This window comes from Bacteroides cellulosilyticus, from assembly GCF_020091405.1.
Taxonomy (GTDB): domain Bacteria; phylum Bacteroidota; class Bacteroidia; order Bacteroidales; family Bacteroidaceae; genus Bacteroides.
Window position 1 is genome coordinate 3,384,420 of record NZ_CP081903.1, and the last position, 14,288, is coordinate 3,398,707.

13 protein-coding genes are annotated in these 14,288 nt (G+C 46.1%); 12 read left to right on the top strand and 1 reads right to left on the bottom strand.

What is annotated here, in order from left to right; translation table 11 throughout:
* The first annotated feature begins 12 nt into the window (after positions 1-12).
* The 8 genes from K6V21_RS12270 to K6V21_RS12305 all read left to right on the top strand — a co-directional run bounded on the left by K6V21_RS12270 (position 13) and on the right by K6V21_RS12305 (position 11,755).
* Complete coding sequence (locus K6V21_RS12270) at positions 13-1,155, top strand: DUF1735 and LamG domain-containing protein (protein ID WP_224321941.1); 1,143 nt, start codon at positions 13-15, stop codon at positions 1,153-1,155.
* 20 nt (positions 1,156-1,175) lie between these two features.
* A complete protein-coding gene (locus K6V21_RS12275; RefSeq protein WP_224321942.1) occupies positions 1,176-2,606 on the top strand; it encodes a BT_3987 domain-containing protein in 1,431 nt (476 codons plus the stop codon).
* A 36-nt stretch (positions 2,607-2,642) separates the two neighbouring features.
* A complete protein-coding gene (locus K6V21_RS12280; protein WP_224321943.1) occupies positions 2,643-3,644 on the top strand; it encodes a hypothetical protein in 1,002 nt (333 codons plus the stop codon).
* Positions 3,645-3,803: 159 nt separating this feature from the next.
* On the top strand, positions 3,804-5,810 hold the full coding sequence (locus tag K6V21_RS12285) for a glycoside hydrolase family 97 protein (protein ID WP_224321944.1): 2,007 nt from the start codon (positions 3,804-3,806) through the stop codon (positions 5,808-5,810).
* Positions 5,811-5,835: 25 nt separating this feature from the next.
* The gene (locus tag K6V21_RS12290) at positions 5,836-8,112 is read left to right on the top strand and encodes a GH92 family glycosyl hydrolase (protein ID WP_224321945.1); all 2,277 of its coding nucleotides are present in this window, start codon (positions 5,836-5,838) and stop codon (positions 8,110-8,112) included.
* Between the two features lie 162 nt (positions 8,113-8,274).
* Positions 8,275-8,487: a hypothetical protein gene (locus tag K6V21_RS12295; protein ID WP_224321946.1), complete on the top strand. Its 213-nt coding sequence runs from the start codon at positions 8,275-8,277 to the stop codon at positions 8,485-8,487.
* Between the two features lie 386 nt (positions 8,488-8,873).
* On the top strand, positions 8,874-11,363 hold the full coding sequence (locus K6V21_RS12300; protein ID WP_224321947.1) for a DUF3987 domain-containing protein: 2,490 nt from the start codon (positions 8,874-8,876) through the stop codon (positions 11,361-11,363).
* Between the two features lie 119 nt (positions 11,364-11,482).
* A complete protein-coding gene (locus tag K6V21_RS12305) occupies positions 11,483-11,755 on the top strand; it encodes a DUF4248 domain-containing protein (protein ID WP_224321948.1) in 273 nt (90 codons plus the stop codon).
* 114 nt (positions 11,756-11,869) lie between these two features.
* On the opposite strand, the gene K6V21_RS12310 is transcribed toward K6V21_RS12305, so the two are convergent.
* Positions 11,870-12,763: an Rpn family recombination-promoting nuclease/putative transposase gene (locus K6V21_RS12310; RefSeq protein WP_224321949.1), complete on the bottom strand. Its 894-nt coding sequence runs from the start codon at positions 12,761-12,763 to the stop codon at positions 11,870-11,872.
* A 126-nt stretch (positions 12,764-12,889) separates the two neighbouring features.
* Here K6V21_RS12310 and K6V21_RS12315 point away from each other — a divergent pair, with 126 nt between their 5' ends.
* The 4 genes from K6V21_RS12315 to K6V21_RS12330 all read left to right on the top strand — a co-directional run bounded on the left by K6V21_RS12315 (position 12,890) and on the right by K6V21_RS12330 (position 14,234).
* Positions 12,890-13,063 (top strand): hypothetical protein, encoded by a 174-nt coding sequence (locus tag K6V21_RS12315; protein ID WP_224321950.1) that lies wholly within the window; start codon positions 12,890-12,892, stop codon positions 13,061-13,063.
* Positions 13,064-13,068: 5 nt separating this feature from the next.
* Positions 13,069-13,581 (top strand): HU family DNA-binding protein, encoded by a 513-nt coding sequence (locus K6V21_RS12320; RefSeq protein WP_224321951.1) that lies wholly within the window; start codon positions 13,069-13,071, stop codon positions 13,579-13,581.
* 51 nt (positions 13,582-13,632) lie between these two features.
* Positions 13,633-14,076, top strand: a complete 444-nt coding sequence (locus K6V21_RS12325; protein WP_224321952.1) for an N-acetylmuramoyl-L-alanine amidase — start codon at positions 13,633-13,635, stop codon at positions 14,074-14,076.
* Between the two features lie 62 nt (positions 14,077-14,138).
* Entirely contained in the window at positions 14,139-14,234 is a 96-nt protein-coding gene (locus K6V21_RS12330) for a smalltalk protein (RefSeq protein ID WP_181999517.1), read from the top strand.
* Positions 14,235-14,288 lie beyond the last annotated feature (54 nt).

The window sequence follows — 14,288 nt, forward strand, 5'->3', positions numbered from 1 at the left end:
GAGAGTAAGAATATGAAATATTTTAGAAGTAAACTGATATCTTCATTGGTTATGACATTAGGCATTTTAGCTGTTTGCGCAACCTCTTGTGAAGATATGGAGGAGTTTGACAATAAAGCTTTTACTAGTACGGCAAAGTTGAATAATATTTTGTTGAAAGGTACTAATGATACAGAAACGATGATTATTCGTACTGAGATTGCAAAACCGGAGAATAAAGACATTAATGTCGTCTATAAAGTTGATGAATCTTTAGTTGGGGAGTATAATATAAATTATGGTGAGGAGGCTTTAATCCTTCCGGTTGAGTGTTATGAAATACCTGAAAATGTATCTACTATTGTGGCTGGTACGGTGAAGGGAAGTGATGTAGAGGTTGTATTTAAGAATTTAACTACTCTGAATCGGGATTTGACATATTTGTTACCTGTTTCAGTTGCAGAATCAAATATTGATTTTTTGAACAGCGCACGTACTACATATTATGTAATCAAGGGTGCTGCATTGATCAATGCAACTGCTAATCTGACCGAAAATAATCTTTCTTTGCAAGATCCTGCCTCTTCTACATTGAAAGATATGGAACAAATAACTATAGAAGTGTTGATGAATGTTAGTAAGTTTGGTAAATTGATTAGTACGGTAATGGGGATTGAAGGAGATTTTCTGTTCCGTATTGGAGATGCGGGGGTTCCAGATAATCAGCTTCAGTTGTCATGTAGTAATAATGTTACAGATGCTGCTTGGCAGCTTTCTACTAATGAATGGCAACATTTGGCTGCTACATACGATTCTTCTACTGGAGAAGTGAACGTTTATATAGATGGAGTAAAGAAAGGAGCTACGCAAGTTACATCCTTCCGTGGTTCGGTTGATTGGGCATCATCCAACTTTTATATAGGAAAGTCGTATGATGATGCTCGTTGGTTAGAGGGAGATGTTTGTGAAATGCGCGTATGGAATAGAGTGCTGACAGCTGATGAGATAAATGCCAAAGATCATTTTTATGTGGTCAGTCCCGATAGTGAAGGATTGGAAGCGTACTGGAAATTTGATGAAGGTGCAGGAATGGTTATAAAGGATCATACAGGACATGGAAATACGGTAGTAGCCAAAAAGGAACTTACTTGGACGGCAGTTTCTTTACCTAAATAATAACTTTAAGAAGATAAATTATGAAATACATCAATTATATGAATATAAAGTATTGGGTTGCAGCCTTGGTGCTGTCAGGTGGTTTATTTACTGCTTGTTCTGATGATCTTGTAGTTGGTCAGGTAGACGAAAGCGGATATACGACTGGTGATGGCTCTGTAATGGGATATATCAGTGACGGCAATGGAAAAAGAATGTTTACTAATGTGGAATTTCGCAGTTCCGGTGACGTATCTTTTCATTTGAAAACGACAGGTAAACTTTCATCGGAGGCTACGGTGAGTGTTGTTTACGATGAAACTGTGCTTACAGAGTATAACAGCAAGTATGGTACCACATACGAGGCTTTCCCAGAGAGTGAAGTAACTTTAGGAGATGGTGGTATCATTAAATTGCCTGTTGGTTCGGTTCACTCTTCTGAGTTGAAAGTATCCTTTGTTTCGGATGGAAGCCTCGAGTTTGACAAAAATTATATTATTCCTCTACGTATGAAAGTAACTTCCGGTGATTTTAAGCTCGGAGAAGAAGATCAAACCCGCTTGATTTTTGTGAAAGACTTGACAGGACTTCCTGATTGTACTAAATATGTAGACGGCAAACCGGGGGTAAAAGTGTTTAGCTGTATGGAAGTGAATGATACCAATCCGTTGAATAATCTTAGTTTCACATTGAAGAGTAATGGTAAGCCTTTGGTAGATTGCTTGATTATTTTCTCGGCAAATATCAATTATAATGCCGAAACAGGACGTGTTTATATCTTCAATAATGAAAATGTACAAGCTTTGCTTGACAATCGTGAGCATTATCTGAAGCCATTACAGGACAGAGGTATGAAGATTATTCTAGGTTTATTGGGGAATCATGACCGTTCTGGCGTAGCGAATATGTCTAAAGAAACTGCTCAGGCATTTGCGCAGGAAGTTAAGGCTCTGTGTGACGCTTATCAGTTGGATGGTATTTTTGTAGATGATGAATATTCTGATTATGAATACGAAGATATAACTCCTGGATTTGTATATCCTGGTAGAGAACCTGCTGCACGTCTTTGTTATGAGGTTAAGAAAGCGCAACCAGACAGATGGGTGATAGCTTATGCTTATTCTACTACGGGATCTTTACCAGCCATCGATGGTATGCAGTCTGGTGAATTTGTCGACTATGCATTGCATGATTACGGTGGCTCTTTTGATTTAAGTTCCTCATATCCTGGAATGCCAAAATCCAATATGGGGCTATATTCTCAGGAGTTCAATCTAGGGAGTACGGCGAGTGAGTCCAATTTGCGGAGTATGCGTGAAAATGGTTATCTTTCACATATGATTTTTGCAATGGATCCTAATCGTTCGAACTTTGAATGGATTCAAATGTCTGCAATGGAAAGAATGGCAAGAGCCTTTTACGATGATGAGTTAGTATTTGATGGTATTAAGTACCCGAAAGACTGGAATTAGGAAATGACTATAAACGATTAAAAAGTAAAATAAAATATGAAAATCACAAGTAAAATAATAGTCCTGTTGATGTCTGCACTATTGCCGATGGGATTTGCAGGATGCAGTGACGACGATGATGATATGCCTAATCCTGGTGGAGAAGAAGCACCGGAATTTGTTCTTGGACAAGAGTCCATTAAAGTGAAGATTGGTTCTGAAAATAAAGCGACTGTAGATGTAAAGCAGGGGGGAGGAGAGTATAATGCTTTTATCCTGGATGCAAGGATTGCAAAAACTGAAATAGTAGACGGGGTAATCAAAGTAGAAGGACTTGCAAACGGGCAGACTTTTCTGATGGTGTCTGATAAGTATAGTCGTTATCGTAAGTTGCCCGTTAGCGTTTATACGACTGATAAACTTCAGTTAAGCCATGAAACGTTTGATTTAATAACTCTGTTAGGATATTCTAAGACATTAAAAGCAAATGTAGTATTGGGCAATGGTGGATATGAAGTAATGTCGGATAATCCCGCAGTGTCAGTATCTGTCAATGAAGCCGGTGAGATTAGTATGAAGGCTACTTCCAAAAAAGAAGATTTCACGGCTAACATTACTGTTACGGACTGCACGGGGTTGACTGCGAATATTGTCGTAACTGTAAAAGCTTCTTTGGAACCTTTTACTACAGAAGAATTGGAAGCTATTAAAGCTGATAATAGCAGGCGTTATTATTATAGAGGTAGAAGAACAGATGATTACGACGTTGAATATGTAAACACAACGATAGATGACGGTAAAATCAGGTATGGTTGGAACCTTTGGGGATCTTATTACCATTATATGGATTTCATGGGCGATAAAACTGAAGGCGTGAAGGAAGGTGCTACATTCTCTGTAAGTTCATGGATTGTTAGTGACAAATATTCAGGCCAAGCGGTAACGTTGAAAATTATAAAGAATGACGGAACTAATCTTTGGGGAGTATTCTCTTTCGTTGACGAAGAACGGGAAATATTATGTTCCGGTTATTTCTGTGATACGGTGGATCCGGAGTAAATATATGAACTTACAAGTTGGGCTTTCTGAATTCATTCAGGATTACTCAGACTGAGTAATTTATAAGTTGTTAGATAAAGTCTGTTCATACATATAGCTTTGTGTATGAATAGACTTTATTTGATAGATGTTTTAGAATATGAAAATAATTTTCTGACTATGAAAATAACTTTTGGGACTTTAGTTATTATTTCTTTTCTGCTGTTGGGTTGCGCTCCTCATCCAGCGGAAGTAACTTCTCCTGATGGGCACATTCGGCTGGTATTTGCTCCGGAAGGTGATAATCAGATGACTTATCGGGTTGAAGTAAATGAAACAGCGTTTATACTCCCTTCTTCATTGGGATTTAAGGCAGAAGCTGGAATAAACCTTTCTGATAATTTCCAGGTTACCGGCACCGACTTCACCACCCATGACGAAACCTGGACCCAACCTTGGGGAGAAAACAAAACCATCCGCAACCATTACAACGAAATGGTTGTTCATTTGTCCGATACGACAAATACCCAATTAACCCTGCGCTTTCGCATCTTCGATGATGGATTAGGATTTCGCTATGAATATGAAGTTCCCGGAGCTGACAGTATTCTGGTGACAGACGAACTGACTGCGTTCAATATAGCACAGGATGGCACTTCGTGGTCCATACCTGCCAATTCTGAAACATACGAATTGCTATATCGTACACAGCCTGTCAGTCAGATAGACAATGCCAATACTCCCATGACCTTCAAGACAGGCGGCATATACGCCAGCATTCACGAAGCCGCATTGACGGACTTCCCCGAAATGACACTGAAGAATACCGGAGGTTGCCACTTCAAGGCCGAACTGGCTCCCTGGCCCGACGGCATAAAAGCCCGCATAGCCGGAGGACGTTTTAAAACTCCCTGGCGCACCTTGCAGATTGCCCCGAAAGCAGTGGGACTGATTAACTCGGGACTCATCCTCAACCTGAACGAACCGTGTGCACTGGAAACCACGGACTGGATACGTCCGATGAAATATGTGGGCATCTGGTGGGGAATGCATCTGGGCGTGGAAAGCTGGGTCATCAACGACCGTCACGGCGCTACCACCGGGAATGCCAAACGATATATTGACTTTGCCGCCGCCAACAACATAGAAGCAGTGATGTACGAAGGCTGGAATGAAGGTTGGGAAAACTGGGGCGGGACGCAGACATTTGACTACACTAAGCCCTATGCTGATTTCGATATAAAAGAGATAGCCCGCTACGCCCGTGAAAAAGGCGTTGAGATCATCGGACACCATGAAACCGGAGGCAACATCCTCAACTACGAGAAGCAGCTGGATAAAGCCTATAAATGGTATGCTGACCTGGGCGTCCATAGCGTGAAAACCGGTTATGCCGGCGGACTCCCCAACGGGCACAACCATCACGGGCAATACAACGTGCGCCATTACCGTAAAGTAGTGGAAAACGCCGCTAAATACCATACTACGCTCGACGTGCACGAACCTATCAAAGATACGGGCATCCGTCGCACCTATCCCAACATGATGACCCGTGAGGGTGCCCGTGGTATGGAATGGAACGCCTGGAGTGAAGGTAATCCGCCCGAGCATCATGTGATGCTGCCTTTCACCCGTTTGCTGGCAGGTCCTATGGATTATACGCCCGGCATATTCGATATCATGTACGAGCGCGCCAAGAACTCCCCACACCGCAAGCAGTGGAATATGAAGGACAGCAAAGACTGCCGCATCAACACCACATTGGCAAAGCAGATAGCCAATTGGGTGATACTTTACTCCCCCTTGCAGATGGCGGCGGATATGATCGAGAATTACGAAGGACATCCCGCTTTCCAGTTCTTCCGCGATTTTGATGCCGACTGTGACTGGTCGGAAGCACTGGCGGGTGAACCGGGAGAGTTTGTGGTCATTGTCCGTAAGGCAAAAGATAAGTACTTCCTGGGAGCTGCGACGAATGAAGAAGCGCGTAAAGTGGATGTTAAGTTAGACTTTTTGGAAAAGGGTAGGGTATACCGTGCCTTAATCTATGCCGATGGAGAGGGTGCCGACTGGGAACTTAATCCTACGGCTTATGAAATCATTGAGAAACTGGTGACTGCCGATGACACCCTGACAGTCTCTATGGCAAGAGGCGGCGGACAAGCTATCAGCTTTATGCCTGCCTGACATGAAAACGTAATACAATCAAAATATGAAGAAGAACATGAAAATCAATTCTATGCTGATGAGCGGTCTTCTTTTGCTGGGGATGTACGGTTGTACGCCGGCAATGCAGGATTACTCATCCTACGTCAATCCCTTCATCGGTACGGGAGGACACGGGCACACTTATCCGGGGGCGGTGGTGCCTAACGGAATGATTCAGCCCAGTCCTGATACACGCATTTATCAGTGGGATGCCTGTTCAGGTTATTATTATGCAGATTCTACCATTAACGGGTTTTCGCATACGCATCTCAGCGGTACGGGCTGTGGAGATTATGGTGATGTATTGCTGATGCCTACCGTGGGCAAGCAGGACTATCATCCGATGGGAGAGGAGAGTCAGCAGATGGCTTATGCTTCCGCTTTCTCTCACGAGAATGAGACGGCTCAGCCCGGTTATTATTCGGTGTTCCTGGATCGCTATAAAGTGAAGGCTGAACTGACCGCCACCCGGCGTGCGGCTATCCACCGTTATACTTTCCCGAAAGCGGAAGATGCGGGATTCATCCTTGACCTGGATTACAGTCTGCAACGCCAGACGAATGAAGAAATGGAGCTGGAAGTAATCAGCGACACCGAGATACGCGGGCGTAAGAAGACGGTATATTGGGCTTTCGACCAATACATTAATTTCTATGCCAAGTTCTCCAAACCGTTCACCTATACTTTGGTGACCGATTCTATGGCACTGGACGAAGGCGGACCGTTGCTGCCCACAGCTAAAGCACTGTTGCAGTTTCAGACCGGAGCCGGCGAACAAGTCCTTGTGAAAGTAGGAGTTTCTGCCGTGGATATGGACGGAGCACGCCGGAATGTGGAGGCTGATATACCCGGATGGGACTTTGACAGTGTGCGCAGTGCCGCCCGCAATTCATGGAACGATTATCTGTCGAAAATAGATATTGAAACCAACGATGATGACCAGCGGATTATGTTCTATACCGCACTTTATCATACGGGTGTACAACCCAATCTGTTTACTGATGCCGACGGACGCTATCTGGGCATGGACCTGAAGCCCCACCAAGGCAGTGTGGAAAATCCTGTCTACACGGTTTTCTCTTTGTGGGATACTTTCCGTGCCTATCATCCCCTGATGACGATTATCGATCCGGATTTGAATCAGGCTTTTATCCGTTCGCTCATCCTGAAGCAGCGCGAAGGCGGCATCTTCCCTATGTGGGAACTTGCAGGCAATTATACCGGAACCATGATTGGCTACCATGCCGCATCCATTATCGCTGACGCTTACACAAAAGGCTATCGTGATTTTGATGTGCAAGACGCCTACAAAGCCTGCATCCGTGCTGCGGAATATGACACTACCGGCATCCAGTGTCCTCCGCTGGTATTGCCTCATCTGATGCCGCAAGCCAAATACTGGAAGAACAAGATAGGCTATGTGCCTTGCGATAAAGACAACGAATCGGTGGCCAAAGCATTGGAGTATGCTTATGATGACTGGTGCATTTCGCTATTGGCGGAAGCTCTGGGTGATAGACCTAATCAGGAGAAATATGCAGCGTTCGCCAAAGGATACCAGGTTTATTTCGACGCTTCCACCCGCTTCATGCGCGGACTGGACAGTGAAGGTAACTGGCGCACACCCTTCAATCCCCGCTCTTCCAATCATCGTAACGATGATTATTGTGAAGGTACTGCCTGGCAATGGACCTGGTTCGTGCCTCATGATGTGGACGGATTGGTGGATCTTATGGGAGGCCGTGAGGCTTTTATCGGCAAACTGGATTCTTTGTTCATCGCCCCTTCGGCTATGGAAGGTGAATCGGTATCCGTTGACATTTCAGGTCTGATAGGGCAGTATGCGCATGGAAATGAGCCGAGCCACCACATAGCCCACCTATATAACTATGTCGGTCAGCCTTGGAGAACGCAGGAATTGGTGGACGAAGTGCTCCATACCCTTTACTTCAATGACCCTGACGGCTTGTCGGGCAATGAAGACTGTGGGCAGATGTCGGCATGGTTCATTCTCAATTCGATGGGATTTTATCAGGTATGTCCCGGTAAGCCTGTGTATTCCATTGGCCGGCCGCTGTTTGATAAGGCAACCATCCGGCTGAAGGATGGAAAAACCTTCACAGTTGTAGCACATGGCAACAGTCGTGAAAATAAGTATGTGCAGAAGATGCTTTTGAACGGTCGGGAGTTGGTGGAACCTTTCTTCAACCATCAGGATATTGTGGACGGTGGAACGTTAGAGTTGACGATGGGGGATAAACCGGTGATTGAAAAGAAATAGAACGAAAAGAGGTATCAAAAGTCTCTTTGCCTATTCGGGCGAATGATTGTTCGCCCCTACAAGCTCTGTAATAATGCTTGTAGGGGCGAATCATCATTTCACCGAATAGGCAAAGTAGCTTTCTTGACACAAACTCTTTGTCATGTGTGTAGAGATAAAGATTTGGGAAAAAATCAAGGTCATAGTGATAATCTGATTTTACTGGAGAAGGCAGATAAACTTTTTATCGACATAGAGAAAAATGGAGGCCTGACGGATGAAGAAGAACGCGTGACCAAGCGTATCGTAAAAAAGGGAAATAGGCTGATTCATGAATTTGAAAAGGAGAAAGAACGCAGAATAAGAGAGAGGGAAATAGAGAAGTTCGGGTCATGAGAATGATAATTTAGCGGCAAAGCCGCTAAATTAAGTAACGAGCTACGAGCTACCAGTAACGAGTTGCTGCGCTGTACTCGTGGGCGAATAATAATTCGCCCGGTTATCACGCCGAAAGGTACTTGTCACTTGTAGCTTGTAGCTCGTTACTTATCGCGCTTTGCGCGATAAATTATCATTTATAAGTTTACTCAGCACATTTCTGAAACTTGGATTCTTAATAAATGCAAACACGAAAAATGTACACTTCTTTTTTGTATCTCTTTTATAATCAGTAGCTTGTGAAAAAGAAGTGTACAAATACAGCTTTTGATTTATTTTATTATGCTTTCCTTTACAGCGGCGGAGGTAATAGTGCCTGTGCCTGATACTGTAACATTGCAAAAATGAAAGATACAGATCAAAAAAAAATTGCAAATTCGGAATCTCCCGGTTCCGTCTCTGAATTTCCGGGCGTGCGGAGTAAAACATCACGTACTATCACTATCCGGGAATTTGTGGACACGGTGCGTAGCGACCGTTATCGACGGCAGGTATTGGAATATCGCCGACTGAAAGCTCTGCCCGGACATGAAGCCGAAGCGCAGGCGATAAAGGAAAATATGCCGTGTATTGTGCCCGCCGGTGTATGCCTGAACGGACATGCGGTGAAGGACTTGTCAGTACATAGCAGACTGTTGTGCGTCGACCTCGACCACACCGACCGACGCACGCAGGAAGTGTTCGGTCTGGCATGCTCCTTGCCCTTCACTTACGCCTCGATTATCAGTATCTCCGGTGAAGGCATCAAAATGCTGGTCCGCGTGCGTATGGAAGATGTGCGGCAAGATTATGCACGCCTCTACGCAGCGGTAGGCAATGCGGTGAGCGCCCATGTAGGGCATCCCTACGATGAGAAGTGCAAGATTCTGACCCAGCCCTGTTTTTATAGCTACCATCCCGAGGCGTACTATAACGCGGAAGCTGTGGCATTTGAAATGCCTGAGGTTATGCCTGCATCAGCTATCCATGAATCCGCTTCCTCTGCATCGGCTGCCTCTGCCACGGCTACCTCTGCCACGGCTACCTCTGCCACGGAAAAGCGGAAGATGTCGCTGTCTGCCGCCGAAGCAATTCCGGGGGATGTCCGTGGCTCTGTCCCGACTTCCGCCTGTGGTTTCATTCCCCGGTTGCTCGACGATTTTGAACGTAACAATCCCTTTCGCCGTGGCAACCGCAACGACCTTGCCTTGAAACTGGGCCGTGTAGCGGGAAGTAAAGGTTTTTCTCCGGATGAAATGGAAAAACTGATCTCTCTTTTCTCCGATCGCTACGCATCGGGTGATTTCACAGCTGAAGATATTCGTCAGCGCGTAGTGGCTGGATATCAATTTGTTGAGTGCTTGCCGAAGGAGCAAAAAGAGCCGGCGAGGGGTCAAAAAGGGGTCAGGGTCACTTATACCCCTGTTTATGGCTCGAATGAGGATGATGCACCGGAAGTGGTGTTGGAGAAAAATGACGAATTGCGTGCCGATGCGCCCTATATTCCCGATACTGTTTTCGCCTCTCTGCCCGATTTTCTGATACGCTGTTGCCGCTATACGAGCGACAAGCGTGAACGTGATATGGCATTGCTGGGCTGCCTGAACAGTTGCAGCGCAATTTTTCCTTATGTTAGTTTCCTCTATAAGAGGTCGCTGTATTCGCCGCATTTTTATCTGGCCTCCGTGGCAGCTGCCGGTGCGGGTAAAGGTATCATGGCTTTCACCGCTATTTTGCTGGATCCCACGCAGGAGTATTACGACCAGATACGCCGTGCGAACAAGAAAGCTTATGAACAAGCCTTGCTGGGATGGGATTCGGAGCAACAGCAGGCACGGCGGGAGAAACGTCTGCCGGACATCAATCTGAAACCGGAAGAACCGAAAGCCCAGTACCTCAAAATATCGGCTACCACCAGTAAGAGCCGTCTTATTGAGCATCTGGCTACTGCCGGTGAAGTAGGTTGCTGCATGGCTACTACCGAAATCAATACAATGGTTTCGTCCTTGGGGCAGGATTGCGGCAAGTATGAAGATATTCTGTGCAAGGCTGCTCATCACGAGGAGGTCTCCTCATCGTACAAGGTAGACGGGGAGCCGATAGTGGTGAAACATCCACATCTGGCACTCAACATTGCCGGTACACAAGAACAGTTCTACATTTTTTTCCGTTCGCTCGAAGTGGGGCTTTTTTCCCGTTTTGCGTTCTATACCCGTCAGCAAAGCCAGAAATGGGAATCGTGTGCCCCGGGTGATGAGCAAGTGGACCTGCGCGGCTACTTCCAGGGCTTGGGGAAGGAGTTGCTTGAGATGCACAAAGTGTTGTTAGAGTCGCCCACGCTGGTCACCTTCAGTCCCGCACAGTGGCAACTGCATACGACGCTTTTCAGCGAGTTGCTGCGCCGGGTGCTGTTGGAGGGACGTGATTCTTCGGGCAGTCTCATCCGTCGCGCCGGATTGTTGGGAATGCGCCTGGCTGCCATCCTCACTATCTTCCGCAAGTGGGAAGATTATCGCTATGCGAAGGAATATTGCTGCACGGACGCTGATTTCCGCATGGCTATGGATATTGTCCGTACGCTTGTGGAGCATAGTTTGTTGCTCAGCACTTCGTTGCCCGACACTAATCAGCCTCCCGTCAGTATGCACCGTTTTCATCGTTTGGATGAAATTTTGTCGTCTTTGTCCAAAGAATTTACCTATACGGATTTTGTCCGGAGCGTACAAAATACCGGTATGTCCGAATCTACGGGCAAACGGTTTTTGCAAAAGGCCTTGAAACTGCAATATATTGTAAAAGAGGAGAATAGCTATCGGAAGAGACGCAAACCGTCCTCAGGACAGGGGTATAAGTGACCCTGACCCTAAATTGAACCCTCCGAGGCTTTAGAAAACCCTTTCCGAAGCCTTGAAGGTGTCCTGATTTTTTTAGAATGAAACGTGAATAAACGAAAATATAGAAAAACATTATGATTATGAAAAAGTACATAAGTTCCGAAACAGCCTCTTCTGAGGACTCTGAATCCGCAGCTTTCCGTTTTGAAGTCAAAGCATATCTGAAGTCCGATCTGGCACAACTCTACTTTCCCTGTCTTTCGTTCGAGGCGGCCCTGCGTAAGCTCCGCCGTTGGATCAACTTCAATCCCGACCTTCACCATGAACTTTACGAAGGTCCTGAGGGGAAGAACGATCAGATATTCAGCAAGCGTCAGGTGGCGGTGCTAGTGAAGTATCTGGATGCACCCTGACCGGGATGAGGCCTCTTGGCCGGCCGGAAATGAAAACAAGCAATGTTATGGTGCGGAACAAGCTATGTTCCGCACCACGGCATTGCTTGTTTTGCATGATAACATTGCTTGAGTTTAAAGGGAATTTATTTCATCGATGGGAAGTCCGGTGACCGTAGCAATTTCGGTAGTGGGAAGTCCGGCATTCTTTAAATTCCGGGCGATGTCTCTGGCCTTTATCAATTCGCCTTCCGCTCTCCCTTCCGCTCTCCCTTTTGCTTCTCCCTTTGCTTCTCCCTTTTGGATAGCTGTTTTAATTACACTATTCCAGTCTCTGTACACTTTCAAACTCTCCTCGTATGCATAAAGTTTGTCGGGTGAGAATTGCGCTATTTCCGCGGCTTCGAAGAGGCGGTTGAACACACGCTCCTGCAAGGCTACGGGACGTTCCATGAGGCGGGATAGGTTTTTGAGGACGAACATCCATTTGTCGAACAAGGTTTCCAGCTCCTGTTCGGTCTTGTGGAATTTGGGCATCTCCAGATAGACAAAGGTCAGTTTGTCATAAAACACTTCGTGGGTGCTTGTCTCCATCAGCTTCACTTCATGGTAGAATTGGGGCGATTTCACGTCATCGAGGGTAAAGTTCAGTATGCCTATTATGTATACCGCTTTGAGTTCATAGTCCCATATTTCCCCCTTGATGGCTTGATCCTTGATGGGGAAAGTGGAGTAATAGATGCTTCTGTCCTTGAAGAACTGCTGTTCCCCTTTCTGCATCTCAATCAGGATTTTCTCTCCCTTCTCGTTCTGGCAATAGACGTCGAAGACGGCACGACGTTCGGCTTCCCTGCTGCCCAAGTGTTCGGTGTTCAGGTAGGTGACATCTTCTATAACCTGTTCGCCGTTGAACAGGGCATTGAGGAATCCGATAAGAATCTCCTTGTTCAGGTCGGTTCCGAACAACAACTTGAATGCAAAATCGGTATAGGGGTTCACATACCTCTCGCGTAATCCTTCACTACACATAAGCGTTTGGCATTTATTGTTTTATGCAAAGGAACGAAAAAAAAGTGGATTTGAAAAAGATAGAACAGGTAATTTCTGCCGGCACTGGATCAAAGTCCGGCAAAGTATAGCCCGGTATGTACCGGTATGACCCTGTACGTCCTTTCCTGCCGCCGCCTTCCCGTACCTTTGTCATGTCCTCAAAGCGGGGATCCTGCGAAGTTGTTTCCGGGGTATGACGTCGACTCTGCCACTTCTTCGCTCGATACAGAGATAGATTCCGGTTGTGTGACCGGTTTTATCAATCTTCAGAAAAAATAATAAATATGTCAGTAACGTACAAAAAACAGTTTCGTAAAAATCCGTTCCTGAAGGACGGTTCGGGCAAGTACTACCCTCAACTTTTGGTCTGGGGCAAATCTGCCACCCTGAACAGCATTGCCGTTCAGATGAAAGAAAGCAGTTCGCTCACCCTGGGTGATATTCAGAGTGTACTCACCAACTTCGTGAAGGCTCTGCGTAGTGAACTCTACAACGGTCGTTCCGTCAATGTCGACGGCTTCGGAGTCTTCAGCCTTTCGGCTTCTACGGTGGGCTCCGCACTCAAGAAAGAGTGTCTGCCGGAGAAGATTAAGGCTGTCCGCATCAATTTCCGCGCTTCGAGTGCCATCCGTCCTAATCTGGATGCCGCTACCACCCGTGCGGAAGACCGCATCGACTTTGTCGACCTTGAAACACAGCTCAAGAGGCTGAATATGCAAGGCTCGGATGAAGAGGAAGGCGGTGGTAACCAAGGTGGTTCCGGCGGCGGAGGACTGGATGAAAATCCGCTGGGATAGGTTCTGGGTTCTGAAAAATCACTCATCACTAAACACTCATCACTAAGTTACATGAGAACAATTGATCACATCATTATTCACTGTTCCGCCACACGCGAAGACCGTTCGCTGACTGTGGCCGAACTGGAAGAGAATCACCGTTGCCGTGGCTTCCGCGGTATCGGCTATCACTACTACATCCGTAAGGATGGCACGGTAATCAATACCCGTGCTTTGGAACTTGTCGGGGCGCATGCCAAGGGACACAATGCTCATTCGATAGGTATCTGCTATGAAGGCGGTCTGGATGCCAAGGGACGTGCGAAAGATACCCGTACACCGGAACAGCGTAGTGCCATGCACTTGCTGGTGGCGCAATTGCTAAAGCGGTTTAAAAATAATGTCTGCATCTGCGGGCATCGCGACCTCAGTCCGGATCTGAACGGGGACGGGCTGATAGAGCCGGAAGAGTGGGTGAAGGAATGTCCGTGCTTTGAGGTGAGGAAGGAGCTTTGAAAGTAATGAGACATGAGATACAAGATAATGGCCGATGGAAAGGAGGTGTTGGAATAATGGCAATCAAGAAATCCGTTTGGAGTATGATTCTGAAAGTGGCTGTCGCGGTGATAACGACGATAGCGGGGGTGCTGGGCGTTAATGCGATGACACCGTAAAAGTAACTTATTGTCGCAGGGAATGGATATGCTATTATAGCTTATTCTCTGCGA

What these genes read in the sequence shown, in the direction of transcription:
- K6V21_RS12285 (WP_224321944.1), top strand. Translation starts at nt 3,804, where the DNA reads ATGAAAATAACTTTTGGGACTTTAGTTATTATTTCTTTTCTGCTGTTG.
- K6V21_RS12290 (WP_224321945.1), top strand. Translation starts at nt 5,836, where the DNA reads ATGAAGAAGAACATGAAAATCAATTCTATGCTGATGAGCGGTCTTCTT.
- K6V21_RS12305 (WP_224321948.1), top strand. Translation starts at nt 11,483, where the DNA reads ATGAAAAAGTACATAAGTTCCGAAACAGCCTCTTCTGAGGACTCTGAA.
- K6V21_RS12280 (WP_224321943.1), top strand. Translation starts at nt 2,643, where the DNA reads ATGAAAATCACAAGTAAAATAATAGTCCTGTTGATGTCTGCACTATTG.
- K6V21_RS12275 (WP_224321942.1), top strand. Translation starts at nt 1,176, where the DNA reads ATGAAATACATCAATTATATGAATATAAAGTATTGGGTTGCAGCCTTG.
- K6V21_RS12270 (WP_224321941.1), top strand. Translation starts at nt 13, where the DNA reads ATGAAATATTTTAGAAGTAAACTGATATCTTCATTGGTTATGACATTA.
- K6V21_RS12320 (WP_224321951.1), top strand. Translation starts at nt 13,069, where the DNA reads ATGTCAGTAACGTACAAAAAACAGTTTCGTAAAAATCCGTTCCTGAAG.
- K6V21_RS12310 (WP_224321949.1), bottom strand. Translation starts at nt 12,763, where the DNA reads ATGTGTAGTGAAGGATTACGCGAGAGGTATGTGAACCCCTATACCGAT.
- K6V21_RS12325 (WP_224321952.1), top strand. Translation starts at nt 13,633, where the DNA reads ATGAGAACAATTGATCACATCATTATTCACTGTTCCGCCACACGCGAA.
- K6V21_RS12315 (WP_224321950.1), top strand. Translation starts at nt 12,890, where the DNA reads ATGACCCTGTACGTCCTTTCCTGCCGCCGCCTTCCCGTACCTTTGTCA.
- K6V21_RS12300 (WP_224321947.1), top strand. Translation starts at nt 8,874, where the DNA reads ATGAAAGATACAGATCAAAAAAAAATTGCAAATTCGGAATCTCCCGGT.